The following is a 26,063-nucleotide window of genomic DNA, read 5'->3' as shown; positions in this document are numbered from 1 at the left end:
GAGCGACGGGGCAGGGCTTACTTCTTGTCGCGAATCGAGAAGTTGGCCATGTGTTCCAGGCCCTTGATCAGCGCCGAGTGGTCCCAGTTGCTGCCACCGATGGCCGCGCAGGTGCTGAACACTTGCTGGGCGTTGGCGGTGTTCGGCAGGTTGATGTTCAGCTCCTTGGCGCCTTGCAGGGCCAGGTTCAGGTCCTTCTGGTGCAGGCTGATGCGGAAGCCCGGATCGAAGGTGCCCTTGATCATGCGCTCGCCGTGTACTTCGAGGATCTTCGAGGAGGCGAAACCGCCCATCAGCGCTTCACGCACCTTGGCCGGATCGGCACCGTTTTTCGAAGCGAACAGCAGGGCTTCGGCCACGGCCTGAATGTTCAGGGCAACGATGATCTGGTTCGCCACCTTGGCGGTCTGGCCGTCGCCATTGCCACCGACCAGGGTGATGTTCTTGCCCATGGCCTGGAACAGCGGCAGTGCGCGTTCGAAGGCATCGGCGTCGCCACCGACCATGATGCTCAGGGTCGCGGCCTTGGCACCGACTTCACCACCGGACACCGGGGCGTCGAGGTATTGCGCGCCTTTCTCGTTGATCTTCGCCGCGAAGGCCTTGGTGGCGGTCGGCGAGATCGAGCTCATGTCGATCACGACTTTGCCTTTGCCGATGCCGGCAGCGACGCCGTCGGCGCGGAACAGCACGTCTTCGACCTGCGGGGTATCCGGCACCATGACGATGATGAATTCAGCTTCCTGGGCCACTTCGCGTGGGTTGGCCAGAGCGACGGCGCCAGCGGCGACCAGGTCGGCAGGGGCGGCGTCGTGGTGCGCCGACAGGAACAGGCTGTGACCGGCTTTCTGCAGGTTCGCCGCCATTGGGTGGCCCATGATGCCGGTGCCGATGAATCCGATTTTAGCCATGAGAAAATCCTCTTGTTTTTGTCTTGCTCAAGCAAATAAGGGTCAGATCGCGTTGTGGGTCTTCAGCCAGCCGAGGCCTGCTTCAGTGGTGGTCAGCGGTTTGTACTCGCAGCCGACCCAGCCCTGATAACCGATGCGATCGAGGTGTTCGAACAGGAAGCGGTAGTTGATTTCGCCAGTGCCCGGCTCGTTGCGGCCCGGGTTGTCGGCCAGCTGCACATGGTTGATCTCGGCCAGGTGCGATTGCAGGGTGCGGGCCAGATCGCCTTCCATGATTTGCATGTGATAGATGTCGTATTGCAGGAACAGATTGGCGCTGCCGACCTGCTCGCGAATCGACAGGGCCTGCGCCGTGTTGTTCAGGTAGAAGCCCGGGATGTCGCGGGTGTTGATCGCTTCCATCACCAGTTTGATGCCGACGGCTTGCAGCTTGTCGGCGGCGTACTTGAGGTTGGCGACGAAGGTCTTTTCAACGGTGGCATCGTCCACGCCCTGCGGACGGATACCGGCCAGGCAGTTGACCTGGGTGTTGCCCAGAACCTGTGCGTAAGCGATGGCCAGATCGACCCCGGCGCGGAACTCTTCGACCCGGTCCGGCAGGCACGCGATACCGCGCTCGCCCTTCGCCCAGTCACCGGCCGGCAGGTTGAACAGCACTTGGGTCAGACCGTTGGCGTCGAGTTTGGCCTTGATTTCGGCAGAGCTGAAATCGTACGGGAACAGGTACTCGACACCGCTGAAGCCAGCCTTGGCGGCGGCGTCGAAACGGGCAAGGAAATCCTGTTCGGTGAACAGCATGGACAGGTTGGCTGCGAAACGCGGCATGGTGGTCTCCCGTTGGATTGATCGTTCCCGCGCCCGGCGCGGGAACGAACGGCAAGCAGTTTTAATCGAGCAGCGAAATCGCCGTTGGCGCATCGTTGCCGACCAGCGCCAGGTCTTCGAATTCGTTGACGGCGTTGATCTCGGTCCCCATGGAGATGTTGGTCACACGCTCCAGAATGATCTCGACGATCACCGGCACCTTGAACTCTTCGATCAGCTCTTCGGCCTTGCGCAGGGCAGGGGCGATGTCAGCCGGTTCGAACACACGCAGCGCTTTACAGCCCAGGCCTTCGGCGACTGCGACGTGGTCGACACCATAACCGTTGAGTTCCGGCGCGTTCAGGTTATCGAAGGACAGCTGCACGCAGTAGTCCATATCGAACCCGCGCTGGGCCTGACGGATCAGCCCCAGGTACGAGTTGTTCACCACGACGTGGATATACGGCAGTTTGAACTGAGCGCCGACCGCCAGTTCTTCGATCATGAACTGGAAGTCATAGTCCCCCGACAGGGCCACGACTTTACGGTTCGGATCGGCCTTCACCACGCCCAGCGCTGCCGGAATGGTCCAGCCCAACGGGCCGGCCTGGCCGCAGTTGATCCAGTGACGCGGCTTGTAGACGTGCAGGAACTGCGCGCCGGCAATCTGCGACAGACCAATGGTGCTGACGTAGCAGGTGTCCTTGCCGAACACCTGGTTCATTTCTTCGTAAACGCGCTGCGGCTTGACCGGCACGTTGTCGAAGTGGGTCTTGCGATGCAGGCTGGCTTTGCGCTGCTGGCAGTCCTGCAGCCAGGCAGAGCGGTTTTTCAGCTTGCCGGCGGCTTGCCATTCACGGGCGACTTCGATGAACACGGTCAGCGCGGCGGCGGCGTCGGAAACGATGCCCAGGTCCGGGGTGAACACGCGGCCGATCTGGGTCGGTTCGATGTCGACGTGAATGAACTTGCGGCCTTCGGTGTAAACGTCGACCGAGCCGGTGTGGCGGTTCGCCCAACGGTTGCCGACGCCCAGTACCACGTCGGATTTCAGCATCGTGGCGTTGCCGTAACGGTGCGAAGTCTGCAGACCGACCATGCCCACCATCAGCGGGTGATCGTCAGGAATGGTGCCCCAGCCCATCAGGGTCGGGATCACTGGAATGCCGGTCAGCTCGGCGAACTCGACCAGCAGTTCGCTGGCGTCGGCGTTGATGATGCCGCCACCGGCGACCAGCAATGGACGCTCGGCCTGATCCAGCATCGCCAGGGCTTTTTCGACTTGCACGCGGGTGGCGCTCGGCTTGGCCAGCGGCAGTGGCTGGTAAGCGTCGATGTCGAATTCGATTTCAGCCATCTGCACGTCGAACGGCAGGTCGATCAGAACCGGGCCTGGACGGCCGGAGCGCATTTCGTAGAAGGCTTTCTGGAAGGCGTAAGGCACCTGGCCCGGCTCCAGAACGGTGGTCGCCCACTTGGTCACCGGCTTGACGATGCTGGTGATGTCGACGGCCTGGAAGTCTTCCTTGTGCATCCGGGCACGCGGTGCTTGCCCGGTGATGCAGAGGATCGGGATCGAGTCCGCGGAGGCGCTGTACAGACCGGTGACCATGTCGGTACCGGCCGGGCCGGAAGTACCGATGCACACGCCGATGTTGCCGGCCTTGGTGCGGGTGTAGCCCTCGGCCATGTGCGAGGCGCCTTCAACGTGGCGAGCGAGGACGTGATCGATGCCACCGACTTTCTGCAGGGCGGAGTACAGCGGGTTGATTGCAGCGCCTGGAATGCCAAAAGCGGTATCAACCCCTTCACGGCGCATCACCAGAACGGCGGCTTCGATTGCTCTCATTTTGCTCATGGTTTTGTGCCTCTTTACGTTTTGTAATTGTATACAAGTGGCTTTGCGCAGAGTGTATTCACGGCGGACGGCGCAGGTCAATCCATTTTCTCAAGCGCCTGTTTCATTCGTCGGAAGCCTGTTCTGCTGTGGCTTTTCGTCGCATGAGGCGCTTTTCGAGAATTATTGTATACAAAAAAATAATTCATTGTGTTCTATTTGTTGCATCGGGCTGCGGCAGAAAAGCGCAGCCCAACGACTTTCCCAATAACAAAATGAGGACGGCACCATGAGCGCTTTAACCTTGAAAGTCGCAGTCAAGCTGGTCAACGAAGCCATCAATGCAGGGCGGGCCATCTCCGCTGCGCCGCTGACCATTGCGGTACTGGATACCGGCGGCCATCTGGTCACCTTGCAACGTGAAGACGGCGCCAGCCTGCTGCGCCCGAACATCGCCATCGGCAAAGCCTGGGGCGCCATCGCCCTGGGCAAGGGTTCACGCCTGCTGGCGCTGGACGCGCAACAACGCCCGGCGTTCATCGCCGCACTTAACAGCATGGGGCAGGGCAGCGTCGTGCCGGCACCGGGTGGTGTGTTGATTCGTGATCAGGCGGGGAATGTGCTGGGTGCGATCGGCATCAGCGGCGATCTGTCGGACATCGATGAGCAGGTGGCAATCAAGGCCGTGGAGGCCCTGGACCTGCGGGCGGATGCGGGGGTGGCTGCCTGAGTGGCTAGAACCGGATAGTCGCTGAAACGCACAAGCCCGCCCTCACAGGATGATGTGGGGGCGGGCTTGTTTGTGTCTGGAGGTGCGGACTTCAGTCCGGCTCGCAGCCCTTTAGCACCAACCGGATGATGGTTTGTGCTGCCGCTTCATAGTCGGCTTCGTCGAGCTTGTCCTTGCCGGTGACGGCGGAGATCTGCCAGTCGAAGTCGGCGTAGGTCTGGGTTGCGGCCCAGATGCTGAACATCAGGTGGTTGGGGTCGATCGGGGCGATCTGGCCGCGGTCGATCCAGGTCTGGATGCAGTCGATATTGTGCTTGGCCTGGCCGTTGAGCTGCTCGACCAGGTCGGCGCTCAGGTGCGGGGCGCCGTGCATGATTTCGCTGGCGAACACCTTGGAGGCGAAGGGCAGGTCGCGGGAGATGCGGATCTTCGAGCGGATATAGCCGCTCAGCACTTCGCTCGGTACACCGTCCGGGTTGAACGGGGTCGAGGCCTGCAGGATCGGCACGATGATACTTTCCAGCACCTCGCGGTAGAGGTTTTCCTTGGACTTGAAGTAGTAATAGACGTTGGGCTTGGGCAGTCCTGCCTTGGCGGCGATGTCGCTGGTTTTGGTCGCAGCGAAGCCCTTGTCGGCAAACTCTTCACTGGCTGCACGCAGGATCAGTTCTTTGTTGCGCTCGCGGATTGTGCTCATAAACCCGGTGGTTCCTTGCCTGTTCTGGCGGTTGCGCATGGTAGCACCGGCCTCGCGCGGCGCTCAACAATGCCCCGTGTGGCCTGCAGTCGCGGTATGCTGCGCGGCATTATTCACATAAGGAAACAAGATTCATGGCAGGAAGCAGTTTGCTGGTGCTGATCGACGACATCGCGACCGTTCTGGACGACGTTGCGTTGATGACCAAAATGGCTGCCAAGAAGACCGCCGGTGTGCTCGGCGACGACTTGGCGCTCAATGCCCAGCAGGTCTCCGGCGTACGCGCGGAGCGGGAAATCCCCGTCGTGTGGGCGGTGGCCAAGGGTTCATTCGTCAACAAACTGATCCTGGTGCCGTCGGCGCTGGCGATCAGTGCGTTCGTGCCGTGGCTGGTGACGCCGCTGTTGATGGTCGGTGGTGCCTACCTGTGTTTCGAAGGTTTCGAAAAACTCGCGCACAAGTTCCTGCACAACAAGTCCGAAGATGAAGCGGAGCATGCGCAACTGGTTGAGGCCGTGGCTGATCCGGCAACCGATCTGGTGGCGTACGAGAAGGACAAGATCAAAGGCGCGATTCGCACCGACTTCATTCTCTCGGCGGAAATCATCGCCATCACCCTCGGTACCGTGGCCGATGCTTCGCTGACCCAGCAAGTGATCGTGATGTCGGGCATCGCCATTGTCATGACCGTGGGCGTGTATGGCCTGGTGGCCGGTATCGTCAAACTCGATGACCTCGGTCTGTGGCTGACTCAGAAGCCCGGGCAGACGGCCAAAAGTATCGGCAACGGCATCCTGCACGCGGCGCCGTACATGATGAAAAGCCTGTCGGTGATCGGCACCGCAGCGATGTTCCTGGTCGGTGGCGGCATCCTGACCCACGGCGTACCGGTGGTGCATCACTGGATCGAAAGCGTCGGCGCAGCGGCCGGTGGCGCCGGGTTTGTGGTGCCGATGCTGTTGAACGGCGTGGCGGGGATCATCGCGGGTGCAGTGGTGCTGGCGGGCGTGTCCGTGATCGGCAGGGTCTGGAAAGCCGCACGGGCATAAGTTGCCCGCGCTGTTTCATACCGGGAGTGGGGTGCTCTGGAGCAAGTGTCGGGAGAGGTAGTGCGCGACGGCTTCCTCTGTGCAGTGGCCGATAACCTCGACATCGGGAAGCGCAAGCATGACCTCGGCATGAGCATTGCCCATCAACAGCCCTTTACCGACCCCGGACAGCATGTCGAGGTCGTTCAGGCCGTCGCCGAAAGCGATGCATGTATGAATCGGGACGTTGAGGAAGTCGACGAGCTGCTTCAGAGCATTGCCCTTGGACACATCTGCGCTCATGACTTCCAGACACCATGGAAACGTGAAGACAGTGCCGATCTGGTTGCCCAGCAGCTCATGCAGCCGGGCCTGTAGCCCGATCAGGGCGTCATGATCCTTGTTCCGTTGAAAGAAGAACACCTTCTCCACGCCGACCAGCGGCAGCTTGTCCGTAGCACAAAGCACCGGCTGGAAGCCCTGATTCTGACTGAAGTCGCGCAGGTTCGGGTCTTCGCTGTTCATCAGCCAGCCGGATTTGCAGTATAGGTTGATGGTCAAGCCCGCATCATCTCGGGTTGCCTCAAGCAGTGTCTGAGCAACGACGGCGGGTAGTTCTTTGCTCAGTGAAAGACCACCGCAGGCGCTGGAAATGCGAGCGCCATTGGAGGTGATCAGATGAACTGGCAGCGACTGACTGTCGAGCAGCGACTCGACATCGGCTTGGTGTCGGCCCGTGGCCAGCACGATGTGATGGCCTGCACGGTTCAGGCTGTGAATCACGCTTTGGGTAAAGGCGCCGAAGGTATCGCCCGGCAGCAGCAGCGTGCCATCCAGGTCAGAGGCAATTAGCGAGTACATTGTGATTCCTCGGGAGTGATCAGCCGTCCGCTCGATTGCCGCAGGTGCATGCAATCGAGCCGTGTTGCAAAAGCTACTGGCGCTCGAGCAGTTTCAGGGATTGTTCTTTGGTGAAGGTCATGCGCTCTTCCAGTCGGTGGTTATCCTTTTCGTAGTAGATGCTCATCTCGGCATGTTGCTGCGGGACCGGGACGATACGCTCGATCAGCGGCAAGGTATCCACCAGCAACTGACGGGCATAGCCCATCGCGCGGGTGTAGGTGTCGATCACTTCTTCAAACTCAGGATAGATGCCGAACGCCACCTGATTGATGATCGGGCCCTCGTCGATGCCCTCGGTGATCTCGTGCAGCGTCGCGCCGTGAGTCCGCTCGCCATTCTTCAATGCCCAGTTGACCGGGCGCACGCCGCGATATCGCGGCAAATAGGAAAGGTGCAGATTGATGATCTTCGAGCAGCAATCGATGAAACGCTTGGGCAATATTCTCTTGTGGAAGATCACCATGCAGATGTCGCAAGCGAACGTTCCATCTGCATAACCGGGCAAGTGCTCGACCAGGCCGCTGTCGATCACCTCAATCGCGTGCTGGCGGCAGTACTCAATCAGTGTTTGTTCCGTGCTGACGGGCTCGAAAGGGTCTGCGACCACGTACGACACAACATGCTCGGGGGATGCGTTGAAATACTCGCAAGCGAAAATTGCCAGTTCACCCTTGCCGCAAATCACTACTTTTTTAGGCAATTTCAAAGGCGCTCTCCTGCGGCTGGATGCGGGTGTCTTTGCTATGTGCAAGCTCTTGCATGACGCTGGTCAGGGCCTTGATCAACCGGGCATTTTCGTCGGGCGTACGGCAAGACACGCGGAAATATTTATCGGAATCGCAATTGCGTTTGCCAGAGCATTCCTTGATGTACATGTGATGTTTGTCCAGCAACAACCTGGTGATGGTCTCGGCGTCCGCGTAATGAGCCTTGCAGTAAATGAAGTTTGACTCGGTCTCAAAACCGCTGATGCCGTCGATTGCGTTCAGCGCTTGCTGAAACGCGCGGGTGTCGCTGATCACTTGTTGGCAACTTGCCAGATACTCTTGTCGATATTGCGGCAGGTGCAACAGGAACTCTTCGGCAAAACCATTGATGTTCCAGATTGGCAACAGCGAGTTGATCAACGCCAGTAAAGTCTGGTTGGCACTGGCCAGGTAACCGATACGAATACCGCCGATACCAAATGTCTTGCTCATGCTGCGAATCACCACCAGGTTGGGGTGGTCGTCGAGTACGTTGAGCAGCGTGCTGCTGGCGTGACTGGAGAAATCGAGAAATGATTCGTCGACGATCAGCGAGATATCCAGTTCCAACAACTCGGTGGCAAGCGCCGAAAGGGCGGCGGCGGGCGTCAGTGCGCCTGTCGGATTGTTAGGTGACTCAATGATCACCACCTCTGGACGCTGCTGTTTGCAGGTGGCTAGCAGTGCCTCGATATCGATAGCGAAATTATCTTCTTCGCGGGTGTAGTGGCAGAGCGTCCGCTCCTCACCGAACACGTTGGCGTATTCGTTGAAGGACGGTACGGTGACGAGAGCACTGCCGGAATAGACGGACGGCAGCAGTTTGATGATTTCCGCGGCACCGTTGGATACGCACAGCTGCCTTGCGGAAACCCCGAGGAACTCGCAGAGCGACTCCTCGATCAATTTTCGGGCGCCTGGGTAGTTCAGGAAGATCTGATCAAAGTTGTCCTTGATCTTGTCTTTCATCTGCTGAGGTGGGAAGTGGAAATTGTAGATCAGCGCGAAATCCAGCATCGGATAGCGCCAGTAACCGCCGTGACGATTTTGTACGAGGCCAAGGCGATCACGGCTGGAAATGTAGTTGCAGATCGTCAGGTCGTAATAGTTGTCGACTTCATACCACTCGGTGGCCGGGACCACGACGGTCTGAATATCCCACTTGCCTTCAAGTGAGGCTTTTTTGAATACGTCCTCGTAATACGCGTTGAGGTTGTTTTTTCTGACGTTACTGGCGAGTTGTTTTTTGATGTGCTCGGCGAAACCGGCCGACCCGATCTGGTACAGGTTGACGGTTTTGTATTGCCCGTCCTGAGTTTGATGGCCTATATCCTTGGTTGAGCCGAAGCCTTGCAGTTGGTCCCCTTCGAGTACCGCGTAAGTGCCTTCCATGTTCTTGCCGAGAGGGGAGACCAAAGCCACCAGATCACCGGGCTTTTGTAGAAGTTGTTGCAGGCTGGAAACCGAGAAATAGATGTCGCCCTCGATGATCAGCGTGTCTTGCGTAATGTGCTCGCGTGCCAGATACAGGGAATAGATGTTGTTGGTCGTTGCCCAGTCCGGGTTACTTACGAATTCGAACGCTATATCGGTGTCCATCGCCCGAAGATGGGCGGTGATGATCTCGGACTGATAGCCGACCACGACCACCACACGCGTTATGCCCAACGTTTCGAGGTTGTTCAGGGCATTATCGATGAATGCGATATTGTTGGTCTTCACCAATGGCTTGGGTGTGTGGCTCGTGCGCTTGCCGAGGCGACTTCCGCGCCCGGCGCAAAGAATAATGGCTGTCTGGTTGTTCATTGGTAACGTCCTTATTATTGAAAAATGAGTCCGGGCACCATGTGCTGGTATACCCATACGCCGTCGATTCTTCCGTGAAAGCTTTCCTCACCACCGCTGTCTCCACCGGTCTTGATCCCTGCGCCGAGGCCGAAGGTATGGAAGTGTTCCAGTACCTGGCCGTCTCGGGTGACCGGGTTTAATTGCTGATTGGTGAGTAAACCGAACGCGTCCTGTTGAAGTTCCAGCGCTTTACCGTCGACATCCAGCAATGGCACCAGCTCGGCCTTGTATCCGGTGCAGTGGATCAGCAGGTCGGTTTGGGCAACTTGCTGGCGAACCTCATCGGCAGAAGCATCGGCAATCTTTACGATGTTCAGGTTGGGGATCAGCCCTTGTGTGATCTTGCGAGCGAATTTGAACGAGTCATATCGCAGGCCCGAATAGCGATTGACCCGTTGGCTTGCCTGGCAAACATCGGCATCGATAAACGGATAGTCCTGCTCACGCGCAGAGGCGGGAGAATCGAAAAATAATTTGAAGTCGCGTTTGGTCAGTAATGTGATGCTGCCTTGGTAATCCAGTTGCTCCACCAGGCGAATCAGGCAGGAAATTGCGCTGTGCGAGGAACCCAGGATGGTCAGGCTTTTGTATGCGCCACTTCGCAGTGCCGCGTCGTGCGTACCCTTGAGAAGTGCGTCCGAGTTGATGTTGGCCTGCGGATGGCGCAAGGCGGCGTTACTTGCGCGACCACCGATATTGAAGACGATTTTTTTGCCTGTCGCCTGCACGCACTGGCCGTCAACCAGATAGCTCACGCAGTAGTGACCTTGCTCGGTGAGGCGAATTTCGCAGACCGTCGACTCCGTGGATATTTCAAAGCGCTTGTAGAGGGTTTTTTCCCGAGCAACATAGTTGCCGATGTTTTCCAGGAAGCGCCCGACATAACGCAATTCCACTGCTTCACCGCGTCGCTCGGTGAAATAGGTCCACTCCGGCGTGCCCTGCAGAAAGAGGCTGAGGTCATCCGTGCGATCCTGAAATTTTTCCAGAAAAACCACCCCGAGCGAGTTGGCGGTTATCCGGTATTGACCGATTTCACCGCTGCCCAACGTTGCGGATTTTTCAAGGATCAGACAGCGTTGAATGTTTTCATTTTGAATAAGATCCGGCAGCAACGAAATATTGGCTGGCCCGGCGCCACATAGAATGAGGTCATAAATCGGCGTATTCATGATGATTGCCTGAAGTGTGAAAGTTGAAGAGGATTGTTTTTTTCTGGGCGAAGAAATTCCCGCCATTTTGTTTGGCGCGCAGGGGGAACTCTCAAGAAAAGAGTGGTTAGTTATTAATGGGCGCGGTTCCGACGTTTAGTATGGGTGCGCCTGAAGTTTCGGTGGCGTACCTTCTTCGAAAAATCCCCATAAATATAATCAACATCAAGACACTGGCGAATGTGAGGAATATATAGAGTGCCGTTCCGCTCAGTTTCTGGATGAACAATCCGCCTACGATAGGTGATAGAGAAAAGCCTATGCTGTATAGCGAAGCTGCACCGAAGTAGGCACCGCGCAGATTGGCTGGAGCCAGACTGTCGACAAACATATTGATGCACGGAAACAGCAGGGTCTGGCTGATACTCATGATCAGCACTGCGCTGTACCACAACGGTTTGACGTCTTGGTAATGCGCGGCCAATGCGAAGCCTATCTCACTGATCACTAGTAGTGTTGAGCCTGAATAGATCTTGGTGTTCAGTGATACTGACGATAAGGCACTCGCAAGCGGCAACTGCAGTATTACGATGGTTGAGGCATGCAAGACAATCAACGATGCGACAAAGGGCAGGTAGCCGTCGAAAGCCAAGGCGGCTATCAGTTGCGGCAAACTTGAGTCGAAACTGCCGAAGATGAACATCATGATGATGTTGTTGACCACCAGCGCGAGGAACAAGTGGTCCTTCGCGAGTACGGCCATGGTGCTTTTGAAGCTGGTGGAATTGACCGCCTTCAGGCGTACGCCTTTACCGAAGATCAGCACGCCGGCCAGAAGTAGCGCATAGGAGAGAGTTACCAGCACGAACGACACAGAGTCAGCAGTAATACCCAGTTTGAGACCGAAATACGGGCCGATCGCCGCGCCGGCGTTCAGGAAAAAGTAGCGTAGATGCATGGCGCGCTCGACAAGTGCGCGCGATTCGATGACATCACCGATAACAGTCTTGATCGGATTGTTCACCAGCGCCCAGGAAAGGTTCGCCAGTAGAGTGCCTGCAATATAGCCGTAAACGCTGTTGCTGATACCCAGCAATAGATAAGAAAATGCCGCTACCACGCACCCGAGGACGATGATTTTCATACGGCCGATTTTGTCTGATAAATAGCCGCTGTAGAAACTCGCTACCGAGGAAAGTGCGATGGACAATGTCAGAATCAGGCCAATGAATGTCGCACTGAAACCGAATCGCGTGTACAGCACGATCGAGATGAATGGCCAGACCATCATCGAAGTGGCGCGGGTGACGAAGGTGCCAATAAACAATATCCAAATGAACAAAGGCATCTCGGACAGGTATCGGGTAATAGCGCTTTTCAATGAAATTTTCATATAAATGGTGATCGCTGTTCAGCCCATGTGTGAAGGCAGGCTGAAGTTGTTGAGTCAACGCGTTGAAGACTCCGCTGGTTATCGTGATTATCCGTAGCAATTTTAAAGTGCACGCCACGTCATGCCCTTCAAAGGGCTTGTCTGAACGTATCTACGGATGATTTACCGATAACGCGGGCGACAGGCTATATGCATATTTCGCTGGGCATCAGCGAACTAATGGCGCAGTGAGCAATTTGCCAAAGATGGCAAGCAGGCGAATGTCGAGAGGGGGGGTAAGGCTGGACCGACATCAATCCATGGATATCGTTGAACACGTCATTGCTTCCTTAGCAGTGTTGAGCCGAGTCTACATAGGATGTCACAAAATGTTAATAAAAAATTCACATTTTAAATTTTCATGTTCGATTTCGAATGCGGTTTTGCTGGTGACTTATGAGTCGGTGTCGAGCGGGGGGCGAGCGAGGGCGCCGGCAAGCCAGGTTTGAATCAAGGCTTGCCAGCGCTATGCAGCGTTTATTCGGCAATCTGCAACTTGCGCGACTCGGTGTAGACGTAGCGCACCTTCTCGTACTCGAACGGTGAGTTCAGCTGACCGTAGCGGAAGCTGGTCTGGTAGCGCTTGTCGACGCCACGCAGTACCCAGACTTCCGGGTGATTGGAGCTGACTTCCGAGACGTTGAGGAAGTTGATCGCGGACTCGGCGGTGTAGTCAACAGCCAGGCCTGCGGTATCGCGCAGGTTCGACGGGCCGAGGATCGGCAGCACGAAGTAAGCGCCGCCCGGTACGCCGTAGAAGCCCAGGGTCTGGCCGAAGTCTTCGTTCTGGCGCGGCAGGCCCATCGCGGTGGCCGGATCCCAGAGCCCGGCGATGCCGATGGTGGTGTTGAGCAGCAGGCGCGCGGTGGTTTCCATCGAGCGCTTGCCCTTGAACTGCAACAGGCTGTTGACCAGGTTCGGCACGTCGCCAATGTTGTTGAAGAAGTTGCTCACGCCGGTGCGCACGAAGCTCGGGGTGATGTAGCGATAGCCATCGACCACCGGCAGGAACACCCATTGGTCGAAGCGGTAGTTGAAGTGGTAGACGCGGCGGTTCCACTCTTCCAGCGGGTCGTAGACGTTCAGCGCGCTGAGGGTCGAGCGTTCGAACTCGCGCTGATCCAGTCCCGGGTTGAACTTGAGTTTGGACAGCGGCTCCTTGAAGCCGTCGCTGTCGATGACCACCGGTGCATTGGCTTTGCTGTTGTCGGCCTGGGCCATACCTGCACTGAGGAGCGCTGCAATCAGCAGGAGATATTTAGCCACGGAAGAACTCCAGCATGGCGTCGCTGTTGACGCGATAGTTAAGGTTGCCGCAATGGCCGCCCAGCGGGTAAACGGTCAGGCGATCGCCGAAGGTGCGGCGCAGGAAACCGAGGTCGCCCGGGCCGAGGATCACGTCGTCGGCGTTGTGCATGACAGCGATTTTCGGGCTGTCGTGCAGGTAATCCTTCAATGCGTACAGGCTGACCTGATCGATCAGTTGCAGCAGGCTGCCGCCGTCGGTGCGGGCGCGCCACATCGGAATCACCTGTTCGGTGAGGTAGCAGTCGAAGTCGCATTGCAGCGCACGCTTGAGGAACGGCGTGAGGCTGGTGCCTTCGGTGATCGGGAATTTCGGCGGGGTGATCAGGCCGCGACGGTTGATCAGGTCCGAAGTGAACGCGATATCCGCCGCCGAGAAACGGAACGAAGTGCCGATCAGCATCGCCATCTGCTCGTTGCTCAAGTGTTGCTTGGACTGCTGGAAGTCGTAGAGCAGTGCATCGTTGAGGTCGATGTAGCCCTTTTGCTGGAAGTAGCGGGTCAGTTTGTTCAGCACCAGCTCATAGAAGGTGGTGCTGTTGTTGATGCCCTTGACCTCGGTCTGCACCAGTTTGTCGAGGTTGGTGATCGAGGTGTAGAGGTTGACCGGCGGATTCAGCAGCAGGACTTTCTTGAAGTTGAAGCTGCGACGGGTTTCATCCAGATGGGCCACGAACGCCGCGTCCAGCGCACCGAGGCTGTAGCCGCTGAGGTAATAGTCGGTGACCGGCAGTTTCGGGTTCTGCGCCCGCACGGCCTGCATCACCCGGTACATGTCTTCGGCGTCTTCCTTGGTCACGCCGGGGGTGGCGAAACGCGAGGCGGCGCTCATGAAGTCGAAGCTGGTCGGCGACGACAGCTGCACCACGTGGTAGCCGGCCTTGTAATAAAGCTTCTTCAGGTATTCGTTGAGCGTGCTGTCGTAGCGCGCGCCGGTGCCGGCGATCAGGAAGATCAGCGGCGCGGCCTTGTCCTGGGTGGCGATACGGTAGGTGAGTTTTTTCACCGGCCAGAAATTGTCCGGCAGGATGAATTCGCGCTCGGGGCGCAGGGTGACGCTGCGATCGGTCTGATCGATGTCGTCGTCCAGTGGCAGTTCAGGGCGCAAGTCCGGCGGCGTGGTGGCGATGGTCGCCTCGAACGGATTGGTCAGGGGATAGCCATAGCTGGCGGCGTCGATATCCACCGCCAGCGCGGACGCACTCAGAATAAGGCCGCCAAACAGGGCGGCGAAGCGCAAGGAACGGAGCATGACTAGATCCCTTAGAGGAAGGTGCCGAATGAGGTTCGCAGGCTATGACCACCGGGTTTGCGCCAAAGTGCCATGCCACGGCACCAAACTGACGGAATTCGGAGTAATAGTAGCCGGACGATACACTTTGCACGGAATGAATGACCAGTTAAGAGTTGTTAGCCCTTGCGTATGCGCGGCGGCAGATTAAGCTGGCCGCCGATTTCATCGATTGGAGTGTTCCATGTCCCGCCGCTTGCCCGTGATTCTGCTGCTCGTTCTATTGCCGTTGTGGCTGGCCGCCAGTTATGGCGCGCGTTATGGCTTCATGGAGGACGCGCAGTGGGTGGGCATCTGCGTGGATGAGGCGAGTCGTTGGGAATGCTCGGTGCGCTCGAACCTGGGCCTGATGATTCATTTCCAGATGCTGGGCTGGGCGGCGGTCGCGGCTGCGGTGATCGGTTTTGTCGTGCCAGGACGGGCAGGGTGGTGGCTGGCGGTGCTGGCGCTGGTGTTCGGGTTGCCCGCGTTGGCGCTGTACAACACGACCTTGGCGGTGTTTGCGGTGGTGATTGCCGGGTTGCGGCTGGTCCGGGAATCCCGCGAGGCCTGATCGTCAGTCATCGCGGGCATTCTCTGTGAATCAGGCTTTGCGAACCCGCAAGCAGCGCCACAACGCGACGGCCATCAACACGCTGACCAGCGCCCAGCCCCACGCCTGCTGATTCTGCAATCCTTCACGGAACAGCTGCGGCGCAATGCCGGCGCCGATGATGAAGGTCAGCAGCGCGATCTCCCGCCGGGCCACGCTGACCGGGCGGCACAGGTAAACCAGCGCCGGCAGAATGAACGCCACGCTCGGAAAACTGCGATAGCGCGGATCGAACACCAGCTCCAGCATCATCACCGCAGCGGCGAAACCGGCTGCCGCGACCAGCCAGCCGGCCCGTCGCTCGAAAGCGTTGAACGCCCGTTCACGCCAGCCACTGCGGGCGCTCAAGGTCAGCGCGGCATGGGCCAGCACCAACAGATTCAGAGCCGTCAGCAACCCGACCCACAGCCATTCGCTGGCAAATCGCGTGGTCACCCGGGCCAGATCACCCCAGGCACCGATCGAACAGGCGGCGAGGGCGCCGAGCAGCGGCAGGATCAGCGCCGAACGCGTTGTGCGAACCCGACCGCCCAGCAGCAATGTTCCGAGGAAAATCAGCCCGCCGACCGCCAGCCACTGTTTCCAGTACGGCACATTTGTCACGGGGCCTGCGAGTACGCCTTTGTCCTGTCGATCGGCATCGAATAGCCCCCAGTAACCGCCGACCGCGCCTTCACTGGCACGCTTCCACGGTTGATCAAAGGCTTCGATCAAGTTGTAGTTCCAGCCTTTCTGTTCCGCCAGACTCACAAAACCACGAATGAATTTCGCCTCGTTGGCGCGACTCGGCAGGGCGGTCTTGCGTTGGCGTCCTTCGCTTGGCCAGCCTGTTTCCCCGATCATCACATCCTTGGGTGCGAACATTTTTCCGAACATCTCACGTACGGCAGTTACCTGCGACAGGGCGACGTCGACGTCCCATGGATGGTCTTCCCAGTAAGGCAGCAAGTGAATCGTGATGAAGTCCACGGCCGGGGCGACTTCCGGGTGTTTTTGCCAAAACTCCCAGACATCGGCGTAGGTCACCGGTTGCTTGATCTGGCTCTTGACCTTGTTGATCAGCTTTGCCAGTTGCGCGCCGGTCACTTCCTTGCGCAGCAAGGCTTCGTTGCCAACGATCACCGCGTTGACCACGTCCGGATTGGCATTGGCCGAAGCGATCAGCAAGTCGACTTCTTTCTCGGTGTCCACCGGATTGCTGTTGACCCACGCGCCGATCATCAACTTCAAACCGTGCTTGCGCGCCAGCTCCGGCAGGGCTTCGAGGCCGGTCATCGAGTAGGTGCGGATGCATTCGAAGCGGGTGGCGAGCAGGGCGAGGTCGGCGTCCATGCGCTCCGGGCGCAGTTTGAACGGTACGTCGAACGGCGACTGGTCTTTGTCGAACGGGGTGTAGGAGGCGCATTGCAGCTTGAGGGTCGGGGTGGCGACGTCCGGCAGGATCACCGGTTTGCCCAGGCCGTACCAGAAGCCGCACAGGGCAAACAGCCCGAGCAGGCAGGCGAACAGATAAGGAAGAAAGGGGAAGCGGGAAGTCGCGGACATGGTCAGGCCGAGTGGCTGCAAAGCGGCGCATGTTACCTGCATTTATAAGCAGGTTGGTGGCTCGCACGATTTTGACATGCAAAGTTCGGGCGGATTGTCTGGCGCCAAATATCCGGACGCAGTTAATGGCTTTCTGATGTCGTTTCTCGTTGCCTTGAGGTCGCTGACAGAGCAGGTCTTAACGAGCGTCAGGTTGATGATCGAACTCGTCAGTACCCTTATTGATAATCCGGCTGATGTACTAACGAGTTTGCGGTCAGGCGTGATGGGGGCGCTGTGCACCATAACAATACGTTGACGATGCCCGGCATCCGTCGGGCGCAGCATTTCGGGGAAGTAACGATGAAGATGCGACGACTTTTAGGCGCAGGTGCCGCTCTGGTGCTTGCGATGGGCTCCACACTCGCCAGTGCTGAAACCAAGACCCTGAACATCGGTTACGTTGACGGCTGGTCCGACAGCGTCGCGACCACCCACGTGGCGGCCGAAGTGATCAAGCAGAAACTCGGCTACGACGTGAAACTGCAAGCCGTCGCCACCGGCATCATGTGGCAGGGCGTTGCCACCGGCAAACTCGACGCCATGCTCTCGGCCTGGCTGCCCGTGACCCACGGCGAATACTGGACCAAGAACAAGGATCAGGTCGTCGATTACGGCCCGAACTTCAAGGACGCGAAAATCGGTCTGATCGTGCCGGAGTACGTCAAGGCCAAGACCATCGAAGACCTGAAAACCGACGACTCCTTCAAGAAACGCATCGTCGGCATCGACGCCGGTTCAGGCGTGATGCTCAAGACCGATCAGGCGATCAAGGATTACGACCTGACCGGCTATCAACTCAAGGCCAGTTCCGGCGCCGGCATGATTGCCGAGCTGACCCGTGCCGAGAAGAAAAACGAATCCATCGCTGTCACCGGCTGGGTACCGCACTGGATGTTTGCCAAGTGGAAACTGCGCTTCCTCGACGACCCGAAAGGCGTGTACGGCGCGGCTGAAACCGTGAACAGCATCGGCAGCAAGGAACTGGCGACCAAGGCGCCGGAAGTGGCCAAGTTCCTGAAGAACTTCCAATGGGCTTCGAAAGACGAAATCGGCGAAGTCATGCTGGCGATTCAGGACGGTGCAAAACCTGACGCAGCGGCCAAGGATTGGGTTGCCAAGCACCCTGAGCGTGTTGCCGACTGGACCAAGTGATTTAAGCCGAAGCGTCTAATCTGCGCTTCCCAGGGCCGCCCGACATGACAGTCGGGCGGCCTTTTTTGTTTGCCCACTATTAATAAGCAGGGATGGGCGTTTTCGGCTTGTCTGGAAATTGGCAAAAACGTCATGGCGTTCTACTACTAAGGTCGTCTGGAACCCGGCTCGCAGCCGCATACAGTGGATATGTTCCAAAAATAAAAATCTGTGCTGCGAGGATAAAAACAATGAACGACAGCATTTACCTCTCGATTCAGAACAGCCCGCGCTTCAAGGAGCTGGTCAAGAAAAGAGAAAGGTTCGCCTGGATACTCTCGGCGATCATGCTCGGGCTCTACTCCGGCTTCATCCTTCTGATCGCGTACGGGCCGCAAGTGCTCGGCACGAAAATCAGTCCCGAATCGTCCATCACCTGGGGCATCCCGATCGGTGTCGGGCTGATTATCTCGGCCTTCATCCTGACCGGCATTTACGTGCGCCGCGCCAATGGCGAGTTCGACGACCTGAATAACGCGATTCTCAAGGAGGCTCAGCAATGATCCGGCGTCTACTGGCTCTTTTGAGCATCGCAGCGTTCGCTCCAGCCGTCTGGGCCGCTGACGCCCTGACCGGCGAAGTCCACAAACAACCACTCAACGTTTCCGCGATCGTCATGTTCGTGGCGTTCGTTGGCGCGACCCTGTGCATCACTTACTGGGCGTCCAAGCGCAACAACTCGGCCGCCGACTACTATGCAGCGGGCGGCAAGATCACCGGTTTCCAGAACGGTCTGGCGATTGCCGGTGACTACATGTCGGCGGCGTCCTTCCTGGGTATTTCCGCGCTGGTGTTCACCTCCGGCTACGACGGCCTGATCTACTCGATCGGCTTCCTGGTGGGCTGGCCGATCATTCTGTTCCTGATCGCCGAGCGTCTGCGCAACCTGGGCAAATACACCTTTGCCGACGTGGCGTCCTACCGCCTCGGGCAAACCCAGATCCGCACTCTGTCTGCCTGCGGTTCGCTGGTGGTGGTGGCGTTCTACCTGATCGCGCAAATGGTCGGTGCCGGCAAGCTGATACAGCTGCTGTTCGGTCTCGACTACCACGTTGCGGTGATTCTGGTCGGTATCCTGATGTGCTTGTACGTGCTGTTCGGCGGCATGCTGGCGACCACCTGGGTGCAGATCATCAAGGCGGTGCTGTTGCTGTCCGGTGCCTCGTTCATGGCGCTGATGGTGATGAAGCACGTCAACTTCGACTTCAACACCCTGTTCTCCGAAGCCATCAAGGTTCACGCCAAGGGCGAAGCGATCATGAGCCCGGGCGGTCTGGTAAAAGATCCGATCTCGGCGTTCTCCCTCGGCCTGGCACTGATGTTCGGTACTGCTGGCCTGCCGCACATCCTGATGCGCTTCTTCACTGTCAGCGATGCGAAAGAAGCCCGTAAGAGCGTGCTTTACGCGACCGGTTTCATTGGCTACTTCTACATCCTGACCTTCATCATCGGCTTCGGCGCGATCCTGCTGGTCAGCACCAATCCGGCCTTTAAAGATGCGGCGGGCGCGCTGCTCGGCGGCAACAACATGGCGGCGGTGCATTTGGCCAACGCCGTGGGCGGCAGCGTGTTCCTCGGCTTCATCTCGGCGGTGGCGTTTGCGACCATTCTGGCGGTAGTGGCCGGTCTGACTCTGGCCGGAGCTTCGGCTGTGTCTCACGACCTGTACGCCAGCGTGATCAAGAAGGGCAAGGCCAACGAGAAGGATGAAATCCGCGTTTCGAAGATCACCACCATCGCGCTGGGCGTTCTGGCCATCGGCCTGGGCATCCTGTTCGAAAGCCAGAACATCGCGTTCATGGTTGGCCTGGCGTTCTCCATCGCGGCGAGCTGCAACTTCCCGGTGCTGCTGCTTTCGATGTACTGGAAGAAGCTGACCACCCGTGGCGCGATGATTGGCGGCTGGTTGGGTCTGGTGAGTGCGGTGGGTCTGATGATCCTCGGCCCGACCATCTGGGTGCAGATTCTGCATCATGAGAAGGCGATTTTCCCTTACGAGTATCCTGCGTTGTTCTCGATGATCATTGCGTTTATCGGGATCTGGTTCTTCTCCGTTACCGACAAGTCGGCGGCGGCTGAGAACGAGCGTGCGGCGTTCTTCCCGCAGTTTGTGCGTTCGCAGACGGGGTTGGGGGCTAGTGGGGCCGTTTCGCACTGAGGCTTTTTGTGTAGGTTGAGTTGAATGGAAATGCCCTGGTCGAGAGATTGGGGCATTTTTTTTGTGGGCGGTTATCGGATGTTCTTGGGGGTTGGGTGTATATCCGTTGCTGCGGTAACGGCTTCTTGGGGTTCCGCCCTTACGGCGGGTCACTTTGGCAAACGCCCCAAAGTAACCAAAGGTCTTGGGCCCCGGCGTTCGGCCCCTCGCTGGGGCTCGGGGTTCCTTCGCTCCGGGATTGATCCGGGGGCATCGCCTACGGTTTGCTTCGCTGCACCTCCTCTCGATGCATGCGGCTGCGCCGCACGGTCGCTGCGCTCCCACCCCCGGATCAATCCCTCCACTCAGCCTGCCGACGGGCCCTGCGATCAAAAGCGGTACTCGAGCTAACGCTCATCGTTTTGAGTGGGGGGGGGCGGGGCGTGTTTGGCTTTGGTTTTGCTGCGGGGCTGGTTGAGAGGGTTAGGGAGAGGGGCTCTTGATCTGGCTTTTGCTTCGGCTTTTGATTTTTGCCCCTTCGGCAGGCCGAGCGGAGGTGTCCATCAGGGGGGAGGCGCGCAGCGCCGTGCGGCGAAGCCGCATACATCGAGAGGAGGTGCAGCGAAGCAAACCGTAGGCGATGCCCCCTGATGGACACCGTAGCGAGGGAACACTGAGCCTAAGCGAAGTGCCGTACGCCGGGGCGTAGACTTTTTGGTTACTTTTGAGGCGTTTGTCAAAAGTGACTCGCTGTAAGAGCGAAACCGCCAGCGGCAGCACCCGAAGCAACGGATATGCCCCCAATAAAAAACCACAAAAAAAACGGCCCCCATTCTCATGGAGGCCGTTTCCGATACAACTTAAGGCGCTATCGCAAGACAGCCCTTATTTGCGGTCTTCCAGCTTGGTGATATCCCGCGACTCGTAGCCAGTGTACAGCTGGCGCGGACGGCCAATCTTGTACGGGCTGGAGAGCATTTCCTTCCAGTGCGAAATCCAGCCGACAGTACGTGCCAGGGCGAAAATCACAGTGAACATGCTGGTCGGAATGCCGATCGCCTTGAGGATGATCCCCGAGTAGAAGTCGACGTTCGGGTACAGCGAGCGTTCGATGAAGTACGGATCGGTCAGGGCGATCTCTTCCAGGCGCATGGCCAGTTCGAGTTGTGGATCGTTCTGGATACCCAGTTCCTTCAACACTTCGTCGCAGGTCTGCTTCATTACAGTCGCGCGAGGGTCGCGGTTCTTGTAGACGCGGTGACCGAAGCCCATCAGCTTGAACGGATCGTTCTTGTCCTTGGCCTTGGCGATGAACTTGTCGATGTTCGAAACATCGCCGATTTCATCGAGCATGGTCAGCACGGCTTCGTTCGCACCGCCGTGGGCAGGGCCCCACAGTGCGGCGATGCCGGCGGCGATACAGGCGAACGGGTTGGCACCCGAGGAGCCCGCCAGACGCACGGTGGAGGTCGAAGCGTTCTGCTCGTGGTCGGCGTGGAGGATGAAGATCCGGTCCATGGCCTTGGCGAGTACCGGGCTGATCGGTTTGATCTCGCACGGGGTGTTGAACATCATGTGCAGGAAGTTTTCCGCGTACGACAGGTCGTTGCGCGGGTACATCATGGGTTGGCCCATGGAGTACTTGTAAACCATCGCGGCCAGGGTCGGCATCTTGGCAACCAGGCGGATCGCGGAGATTTCGCGATGCTGCGGGTTATTGATGTCGAGGGAGTCGTGGTAGAAGGCCGAGAGGGCGCCGACTACGCCACACATGACGGCCATCGGGTGGGCGTCACGGCGGAAGCCGTTGAAGAAGGTTTTCAGCTGCTCGTGAACCATGGTGTGGTTCTTCACGGTGCCGACGAACTGGGCCTTTTGCTCTGCAGTCGGCAGTTCGCCGTTCAGCAGCAGGTAGCAGGTTTCCAGGTAGTCCGACTTTTCAGCCAGCTGTTCGATCGGGTAGCCGCGGTGCAGCAGGATGCCGTTGTCGCCGTCGATATAGGTGATCTTCGATTCGCAGGAAGCGGTCGACATGAAACCGGGGTCGAAAGTGAAGCGGCCCGTGGCCGTCAGGCCCCGAACATCGATAACATCGGGACCAACGGTGCCGGTTAAAATGGGCAGCTCGACGGGGGCTGCGCCCTCGATGATCAACTGCGCTTTTTTGTCAGCCATGTGGCCTCCTATTTATGCTTGAAATCATCAGACAGACCCCCCACGCAGGGCCCGCACCACTATAGTGAGATAAATTCGAATGTCAATTTGCCTAAAGTCTTGCTCCAGAAGGCTTTAACCGTACTTTTTCCTCGAAATTGCCTGCCATTTACGCCTTTTATACGACTTGTGCAATCCGCTATTGGGGGTAGGCGATTGCGTTGTCATTAGTAGCCTAACTGTCTATACTCGGCGACCGACCGCCAAGGGCTTTTGGGCTTGCTTTCATTGGGGGTCGCATCCCTGGGTGGTGGTTACCTGACCAGTGCACTCCCCAACAACTTTGCCCTGATTGTTAGGGGCTCTTCAGTGTGAAAAAAAAGCCGTGAAAAGCCAACGACCTGTAAACCTAGACCTAAGGACCATCAAACTCCCCATCACCGGCGTTACGTCGTTTCTTCACCGTGTTTCCGGCATCATCCTCTTCCTGGGCCTTGGCATCATGCTTTATGCATTGGGCAAATCCCTGGGTTCCGAGGAAGGTTATGTCGAGGTGAAGGCATGCTTGACCAGCCCGCTGGCCAAGTTCGTAGCATGGGGCCTCCTGTCCGCTCTTCTGTATCACCTGGTTGCCGGTGTGCGCCACTTGATCATGGACATGGGCATCGGTGAGACGCTGGAAGGCGGCCGCCTGGGCTCGAAACTGATCATCGCCGTTTCCGTGGTGCTGATCGTTCTGGCAGGAGTTTGGATATGGTAACCAGCGTTACAAACCTTTCGCGTTCGGGCCTCTATGACTGGATGGCACAACGTGTGTCTGCGGTCGTTCTCGCGGCTTATTTCATCTTCCTGATCGGCTACCTCGTCGCGAACCCGGGCATTGGCTACGACCAATGGCACGGCCTGTTCGCCCACAACGGAATGCGTATCTTCAGTCTGCTGGCACTGGTTGCCCTGGGCGCTCACGCCTGGGTCGGCATGTGGACCATCGCGACCGACTACCTGACGCCAATGGCGCTGGGCAAGTCCGCGACTGCAGTACGTTTCCTTTTCCAGGCAGTATGCGGCGTCGCGATGTTCGCTTACTTCGTCTGGGGTGTGCAGATTCTCTGGGGTATCTGATTCATGGCTAACATTCCAACGATTTCTTTCGACGCCATCATTATTGGTGGCGGCGGTGCCGGCATGCGCGCAGCGCTGCAACTGGCACAGGGCGGTCACAAGACTGCCGTGATCACCAAGGTTTTCCCGACGCGTTCGCACACTGTGTCCGCACAGGGCGGCATCACCTGCGCCATCGCTTCGGCCGACCCGAACGATGACTGGCGCTGGCACATGTACGATACCGTCAAGGGTTCCGACTACATCGGTGACCAGGACGCTATCGAATACATGTGTCAGGAAGGCCCGGCTGCCGTTTTCGAGCTGGACCACATGGGTCTGCCGTTCTCGCGTACCGAGCAAGGCCGTATCTACCAGCGTCCGTTCGGCGGTCAGTCGAAGGATTACGGTAAAGGCGGGCAGGCTGCCCGTACCTGCGCCGCTTCCGACCGTACCGGTCACGCGCTGCTGCACACCCTTTATCAGGGCAACCTGAAAGCCGGTACCACGTTCCTGAACGAGTACTACGCTGTCGACCTGGTGAAAAACCAGGAAGGCGAATTCGTCGGTGTGATCGCGATCTGCATCGAAACCGGCGAAACCACCTACATCCGCGCCAAGGCCACCGTACTGGCTACCGGCGGTGCAGGTCGTATCTACGCATCCACCACCAATGCCCTGATCAACACCGGTGACGGCGTCGGCATGGCTCTGCGTGCTGGCGTGCCGGTACAAGACATCGAAATGTGGCAGTTCCACCCGACCGGCATCGCCGGCGCCGGTGTACTGGTTACCGAAGGCTGCCGTGGTGAAGGTGGTTACCTGATCAACAAGCACGGCGAGCGTTTCATGGAGCGTTATGCTCCGAACGCCAAAGACCTTGCCGGTCGTGACGTTGTTGCCCGTTCGATGGTTAAGGAAATCATCGCCGGCAACGGTTGCGGTCCGAATGGCGACCACGTAATGCTCAAACTCGACCACCTGGGCGAGGAAGTGCTGCACAGCCGTCTGCCAGGCATCTGCGAACTGTCGAAGACTTTCGCACACGTTGACCCGGTGGTTGCTCCGGTTCCGGTTGTTCCGACTTGCCACTACATGATGGGCGGCGTTGCCACCAACATTCACGGCCAGGCGATCACCCAGGACGCCGAGGGCGTGGATCAGATCATTCCTGGTCTGTTCGCGGTAGGTGAAGTGGCTTGCGTATCGGTTCACGGCGCCAACCGTCTGGGCGGCAACTCGCTGCTCGACCTGGTGGTATTCGGCCGCGCTGCCGGCCTGCACCTGGAGAAGGCGCTGACCGACGGCATCGAATACGACGACGCTACCGAAGCCGACATCGAAGCTGCCCTGGCACGTCTGAACGCCCTGAACAATCGTACCGACGGCGAAGACGTCGCTACCCTGCGTCGCGAGCTGCAAAGCTGCATGCAGAACTACTTCGGTGTATTCCGTACCGGCGAATACATGCAGAAAGGTATTGCCCAGCTGGCTGATCTGCGCAAGCGCATCGCGAATGTGAAGATCAACGACAAGTCGCAGGCGTTCAACACTGCACGTATCGAAGCGCTGGAACTGCAAAACCTGCTGGAAGTGGCTGAAGCTACCGCCATCGCTGCCGAAGTACGTAAAGAGTCCCGCGGCGCTCACGCCCGTGAAGACTTCGAAGATCGTGACGACGAAAACTGGCTGTGCCACACCCTGTACTTCCCGGGTGACAAGCGCGTCACCAAGCGTGCCGTGAACTTCTCGCCGAAGACTGTTCCGACTTTCGAACCTAAAGTCCGGACTTATTAAGGGTGACCGCCATGTTGCAAGTCAGTGTTTATCGTTACAACCCTGATCAGGACGCTGCGCCGTTCATGCAGGAATTCCAGGTCGATACCGGTGGTAAAGACCTGATGGTGCTGGACGTGCTGGCCCTGATCAAAGAGCAGGACGAAGGTTTCTCCTATCGTCGCTCCTGCCGTGAAGGCGTCTGCGGCTCCGACGGCATGAACATCAACGGCAAGAACGGCCTGGCGTGCATCACGCCGCTGTCCGCTGTCGTAAAAGGTAACAAGCTGATCGTTCGTCCGCTGCCAGGTTTGCCGGTTATCCGTGACCTGGTTGTCGATATGAGCATCTTCTACAAGCAATACGAGAAGGTTAAGCCATTCCTGCAGAACGACACGCCGGCTCCGGCCATCGAGCGTCTGCAGTCCCCTGAAGAGCGTGAAAAGCTCGACGGTCTGTACGAGTGCATCCTGTGCGCCTGCTGCTCGACCTCTTGCCCGTCCTTCTGGTGGAACCCGGACAAGTTCCTGGGTCCAGCTGCCCTGCTGCAAGCGTACCGCTTCCTGGCAGACAGCCGTGATACCAAGACGTCCGAGCGTCTGGCGTCCCTCGATGACCCGTTCAGCGTCTTCCGCTGCCGGGGCATCATGAACTGCGTCAACGTATGTCCGAAAGGCCTGAACCCGACTAAGGCCATCGGTCACATCCGTAACATGCTGCTTTCGAGCGGCGTGTGATTCAGCTGCTGTAACCGCTGTACCCGTAGAGGGCTTAGGCGCGGGCTTCAACCCGCGCCATGGCTATAACCAGAGCAGCAGCCATAAGCTGCGGCTCTTATTTTG

At 58.2% G+C, this 26,063-nt stretch carries 23 protein-coding genes; 10 read left to right on the top strand and 13 right to left on the bottom strand.

Annotated features, from left to right (window positions below):
* Positions 1-17: 17 nt before the first annotated feature.
* The 3 genes from AC1RT4_RS10515 to gcl all read right to left on the bottom strand — a co-directional run bounded on the left by AC1RT4_RS10515 (position 18) and on the right by gcl (position 3,573).
* Positions 18-911 (bottom strand): 2-hydroxy-3-oxopropionate reductase, encoded by an 894-nt coding sequence (locus AC1RT4_RS10515; protein WP_085605836.1) that lies wholly within the window; start codon positions 909-911, stop codon positions 18-20.
* A 42-nt stretch (positions 912-953) separates the two neighbouring features.
* Positions 954-1,736 (bottom strand): hydroxypyruvate isomerase, encoded by a 783-nt coding sequence (hyi, locus tag AC1RT4_RS10510; RefSeq protein WP_007959286.1) that lies wholly within the window; start codon positions 1,734-1,736, stop codon positions 954-956.
* Positions 1,737-1,797: 61 nt separating this feature from the next.
* The gene (gene gcl, locus AC1RT4_RS10505; RefSeq protein ID WP_085747087.1) at positions 1,798-3,573 is read right to left on the bottom strand and encodes a glyoxylate carboligase; all 1,776 of its coding nucleotides are present in this window, start codon (positions 3,571-3,573) and stop codon (positions 1,798-1,800) included.
* 268 nt (positions 3,574-3,841) lie between these two features.
* On the opposite strand from gcl, the gene AC1RT4_RS10500 reads away from it, so the two are divergent.
* Complete coding sequence (locus AC1RT4_RS10500) at positions 3,842-4,282, top strand: GlcG/HbpS family heme-binding protein (RefSeq protein ID WP_011333104.1); 441 nt, start codon at positions 3,842-3,844, stop codon at positions 4,280-4,282.
* A 91-nt stretch (positions 4,283-4,373) separates the two neighbouring features.
* On the opposite strand, the gene AC1RT4_RS10495 is transcribed toward AC1RT4_RS10500, so the two are convergent.
* The gene (locus AC1RT4_RS10495; RefSeq protein ID WP_007959290.1) at positions 4,374-4,979 is read right to left on the bottom strand and encodes a TetR/AcrR family transcriptional regulator; all 606 of its coding nucleotides are present in this window, start codon (positions 4,977-4,979) and stop codon (positions 4,374-4,376) included.
* 134 nt (positions 4,980-5,113) lie between these two features.
* Between AC1RT4_RS10495 and AC1RT4_RS10490 the strand changes: the two genes are divergently transcribed.
* Positions 5,114-6,028, top strand: coding sequence for a DUF808 domain-containing protein (locus tag AC1RT4_RS10490; protein WP_493085319.1), 915 nt, complete (start codon positions 5,114-5,116; stop codon positions 6,026-6,028).
* 15 nt (positions 6,029-6,043) lie between these two features.
* Here the strand turns inward: AC1RT4_RS10490 and AC1RT4_RS10485 are convergent, their stop codons facing one another.
* The 7 genes from AC1RT4_RS10485 to AC1RT4_RS10455 all read right to left on the bottom strand — a co-directional run bounded on the left by AC1RT4_RS10485 (position 6,044) and on the right by AC1RT4_RS10455 (position 14,644).
* Positions 6,044-6,868: a Cof-type HAD-IIB family hydrolase gene (locus AC1RT4_RS10485; RefSeq protein WP_493085318.1), complete on the bottom strand. Its 825-nt coding sequence runs from the start codon at positions 6,866-6,868 to the stop codon at positions 6,044-6,046.
* Positions 6,869-6,941: 73 nt separating this feature from the next.
* Complete coding sequence (locus AC1RT4_RS10480) at positions 6,942-7,616, bottom strand: formyl transferase (RefSeq protein ID WP_493085317.1); 675 nt, start codon at positions 7,614-7,616, stop codon at positions 6,942-6,944.
* Positions 7,603-9,462, bottom strand: a complete 1,860-nt coding sequence (locus tag AC1RT4_RS10475; protein WP_493085316.1) for an aminotransferase class I/II-fold pyridoxal phosphate-dependent enzyme — start codon at positions 9,460-9,462, stop codon at positions 7,603-7,605. The genes AC1RT4_RS10480 and AC1RT4_RS10475 overlap by 14 nt, the downstream gene beginning before the upstream one ends.
* A gap of 14 nt (positions 9,463-9,476) precedes the next feature.
* The gene (locus AC1RT4_RS10470; protein ID WP_493085315.1) at positions 9,477-10,676 is read right to left on the bottom strand and encodes a hypothetical protein; all 1,200 of its coding nucleotides are present in this window, start codon (positions 10,674-10,676) and stop codon (positions 9,477-9,479) included.
* Between the two features lie 106 nt (positions 10,677-10,782).
* The gene (locus AC1RT4_RS10465) at positions 10,783-12,048 is read right to left on the bottom strand and encodes an MFS transporter (RefSeq protein ID WP_493085314.1); all 1,266 of its coding nucleotides are present in this window, start codon (positions 12,046-12,048) and stop codon (positions 10,783-10,785) included.
* A gap of 516 nt (positions 12,049-12,564) precedes the next feature.
* On the bottom strand, positions 12,565-13,353 hold the full coding sequence (locus tag AC1RT4_RS10460; protein WP_011333106.1) for an MlaA family lipoprotein: 789 nt from the start codon (positions 13,351-13,353) through the stop codon (positions 12,565-12,567).
* Entirely contained in the window at positions 13,346-14,644 is a 1,299-nt protein-coding gene (locus tag AC1RT4_RS10455; protein ID WP_115077035.1) for a serine/threonine protein kinase, read from the bottom strand. The genes AC1RT4_RS10460 and AC1RT4_RS10455 overlap by 8 nt, the downstream gene beginning before the upstream one ends.
* Positions 14,645-14,867: 223 nt before the next feature.
* Here AC1RT4_RS10455 and AC1RT4_RS10450 point away from each other — a divergent pair, with 223 nt between their 5' ends.
* Entirely contained in the window at positions 14,868-15,236 is a 369-nt protein-coding gene (locus AC1RT4_RS10450) for a hypothetical protein (protein ID WP_007959296.1), read from the top strand.
* 30 nt (positions 15,237-15,266) lie between these two features.
* On the opposite strand, the gene AC1RT4_RS10445 is transcribed toward AC1RT4_RS10450, so the two are convergent.
* The gene (locus AC1RT4_RS10445; protein WP_493085313.1) at positions 15,267-16,862 is read right to left on the bottom strand and encodes a glycoside hydrolase family 17 protein; all 1,596 of its coding nucleotides are present in this window, start codon (positions 16,860-16,862) and stop codon (positions 15,267-15,269) included.
* 300 nt (positions 16,863-17,162) lie between these two features.
* On the opposite strand from AC1RT4_RS10445, the gene AC1RT4_RS10440 reads away from it, so the two are divergent.
* The 3 genes from AC1RT4_RS10440 to AC1RT4_RS10430 all read left to right on the top strand — a co-directional run bounded on the left by AC1RT4_RS10440 (position 17,163) and on the right by AC1RT4_RS10430 (position 20,211).
* Complete coding sequence (locus AC1RT4_RS10440) at positions 17,163-18,014, top strand: glycine betaine ABC transporter substrate-binding protein (protein ID WP_007959306.1); 852 nt, start codon at positions 17,163-17,165, stop codon at positions 18,012-18,014.
* 230 nt (positions 18,015-18,244) lie between these two features.
* Positions 18,245-18,556, top strand: a complete 312-nt coding sequence (locus AC1RT4_RS10435; RefSeq protein ID WP_007959307.1) for a DUF485 domain-containing protein — start codon at positions 18,245-18,247, stop codon at positions 18,554-18,556.
* Positions 18,553-20,211, top strand: a complete 1,659-nt coding sequence (locus AC1RT4_RS10430) for a cation acetate symporter (RefSeq protein ID WP_007959309.1) — start codon at positions 18,553-18,555, stop codon at positions 20,209-20,211. The genes AC1RT4_RS10435 and AC1RT4_RS10430 overlap by 4 nt, the downstream gene beginning before the upstream one ends.
* Before the next feature lie 864 nt (positions 20,212-21,075).
* Here the strand turns inward: AC1RT4_RS10430 and gltA are convergent.
* On the bottom strand, positions 21,076-22,365 hold the full coding sequence (gene gltA, locus AC1RT4_RS10425; protein ID WP_007959044.1) for a citrate synthase: 1,290 nt from the start codon (positions 22,363-22,365) through the stop codon (positions 21,076-21,078).
* A 364-nt stretch (positions 22,366-22,729) separates the two neighbouring features.
* Between gltA and sdhC the strand changes: the two genes are divergently transcribed.
* Genes sdhC through AC1RT4_RS10405 form a run of 4 tightly spaced genes read left to right on the top strand, consistent with a single transcriptional unit; the run spans position 22,730 to position 25,958 of the window.
* Complete coding sequence (gene sdhC / locus AC1RT4_RS10420) at positions 22,730-23,104, top strand: succinate dehydrogenase, cytochrome b556 subunit (protein ID WP_011333113.1); 375 nt, start codon at positions 22,730-22,732, stop codon at positions 23,102-23,104.
* Positions 23,098-23,466 (top strand): succinate dehydrogenase, hydrophobic membrane anchor protein, encoded by a 369-nt coding sequence (sdhD, locus tag AC1RT4_RS10415; protein ID WP_007959040.1) that lies wholly within the window; start codon positions 23,098-23,100, stop codon positions 23,464-23,466. Before sdhC ends, sdhD begins: the two co-directional genes overlap by 7 nt.
* Positions 23,467-23,469: 3 nt before the next feature.
* Positions 23,470-25,242, top strand: a complete 1,773-nt coding sequence (gene sdhA, locus AC1RT4_RS10410; protein ID WP_007959037.1) for a succinate dehydrogenase flavoprotein subunit — start codon at positions 23,470-23,472, stop codon at positions 25,240-25,242.
* Positions 25,243-25,253: 11 nt separating this feature from the next.
* Entirely contained in the window at positions 25,254-25,958 is a 705-nt protein-coding gene (locus AC1RT4_RS10405) for a succinate dehydrogenase iron-sulfur subunit (RefSeq protein ID WP_007959035.1), read from the top strand.
* Positions 25,959-26,063: the final 105 nt, after the last annotated feature.

This window comes from Pseudomonas sp. GW821-FHT11D10 (assembly GCF_058808435.1).
Note: the sequence above shows the minus strand (reverse complement) of the source record. Positions and strands in the feature narration are given on the sequence as shown.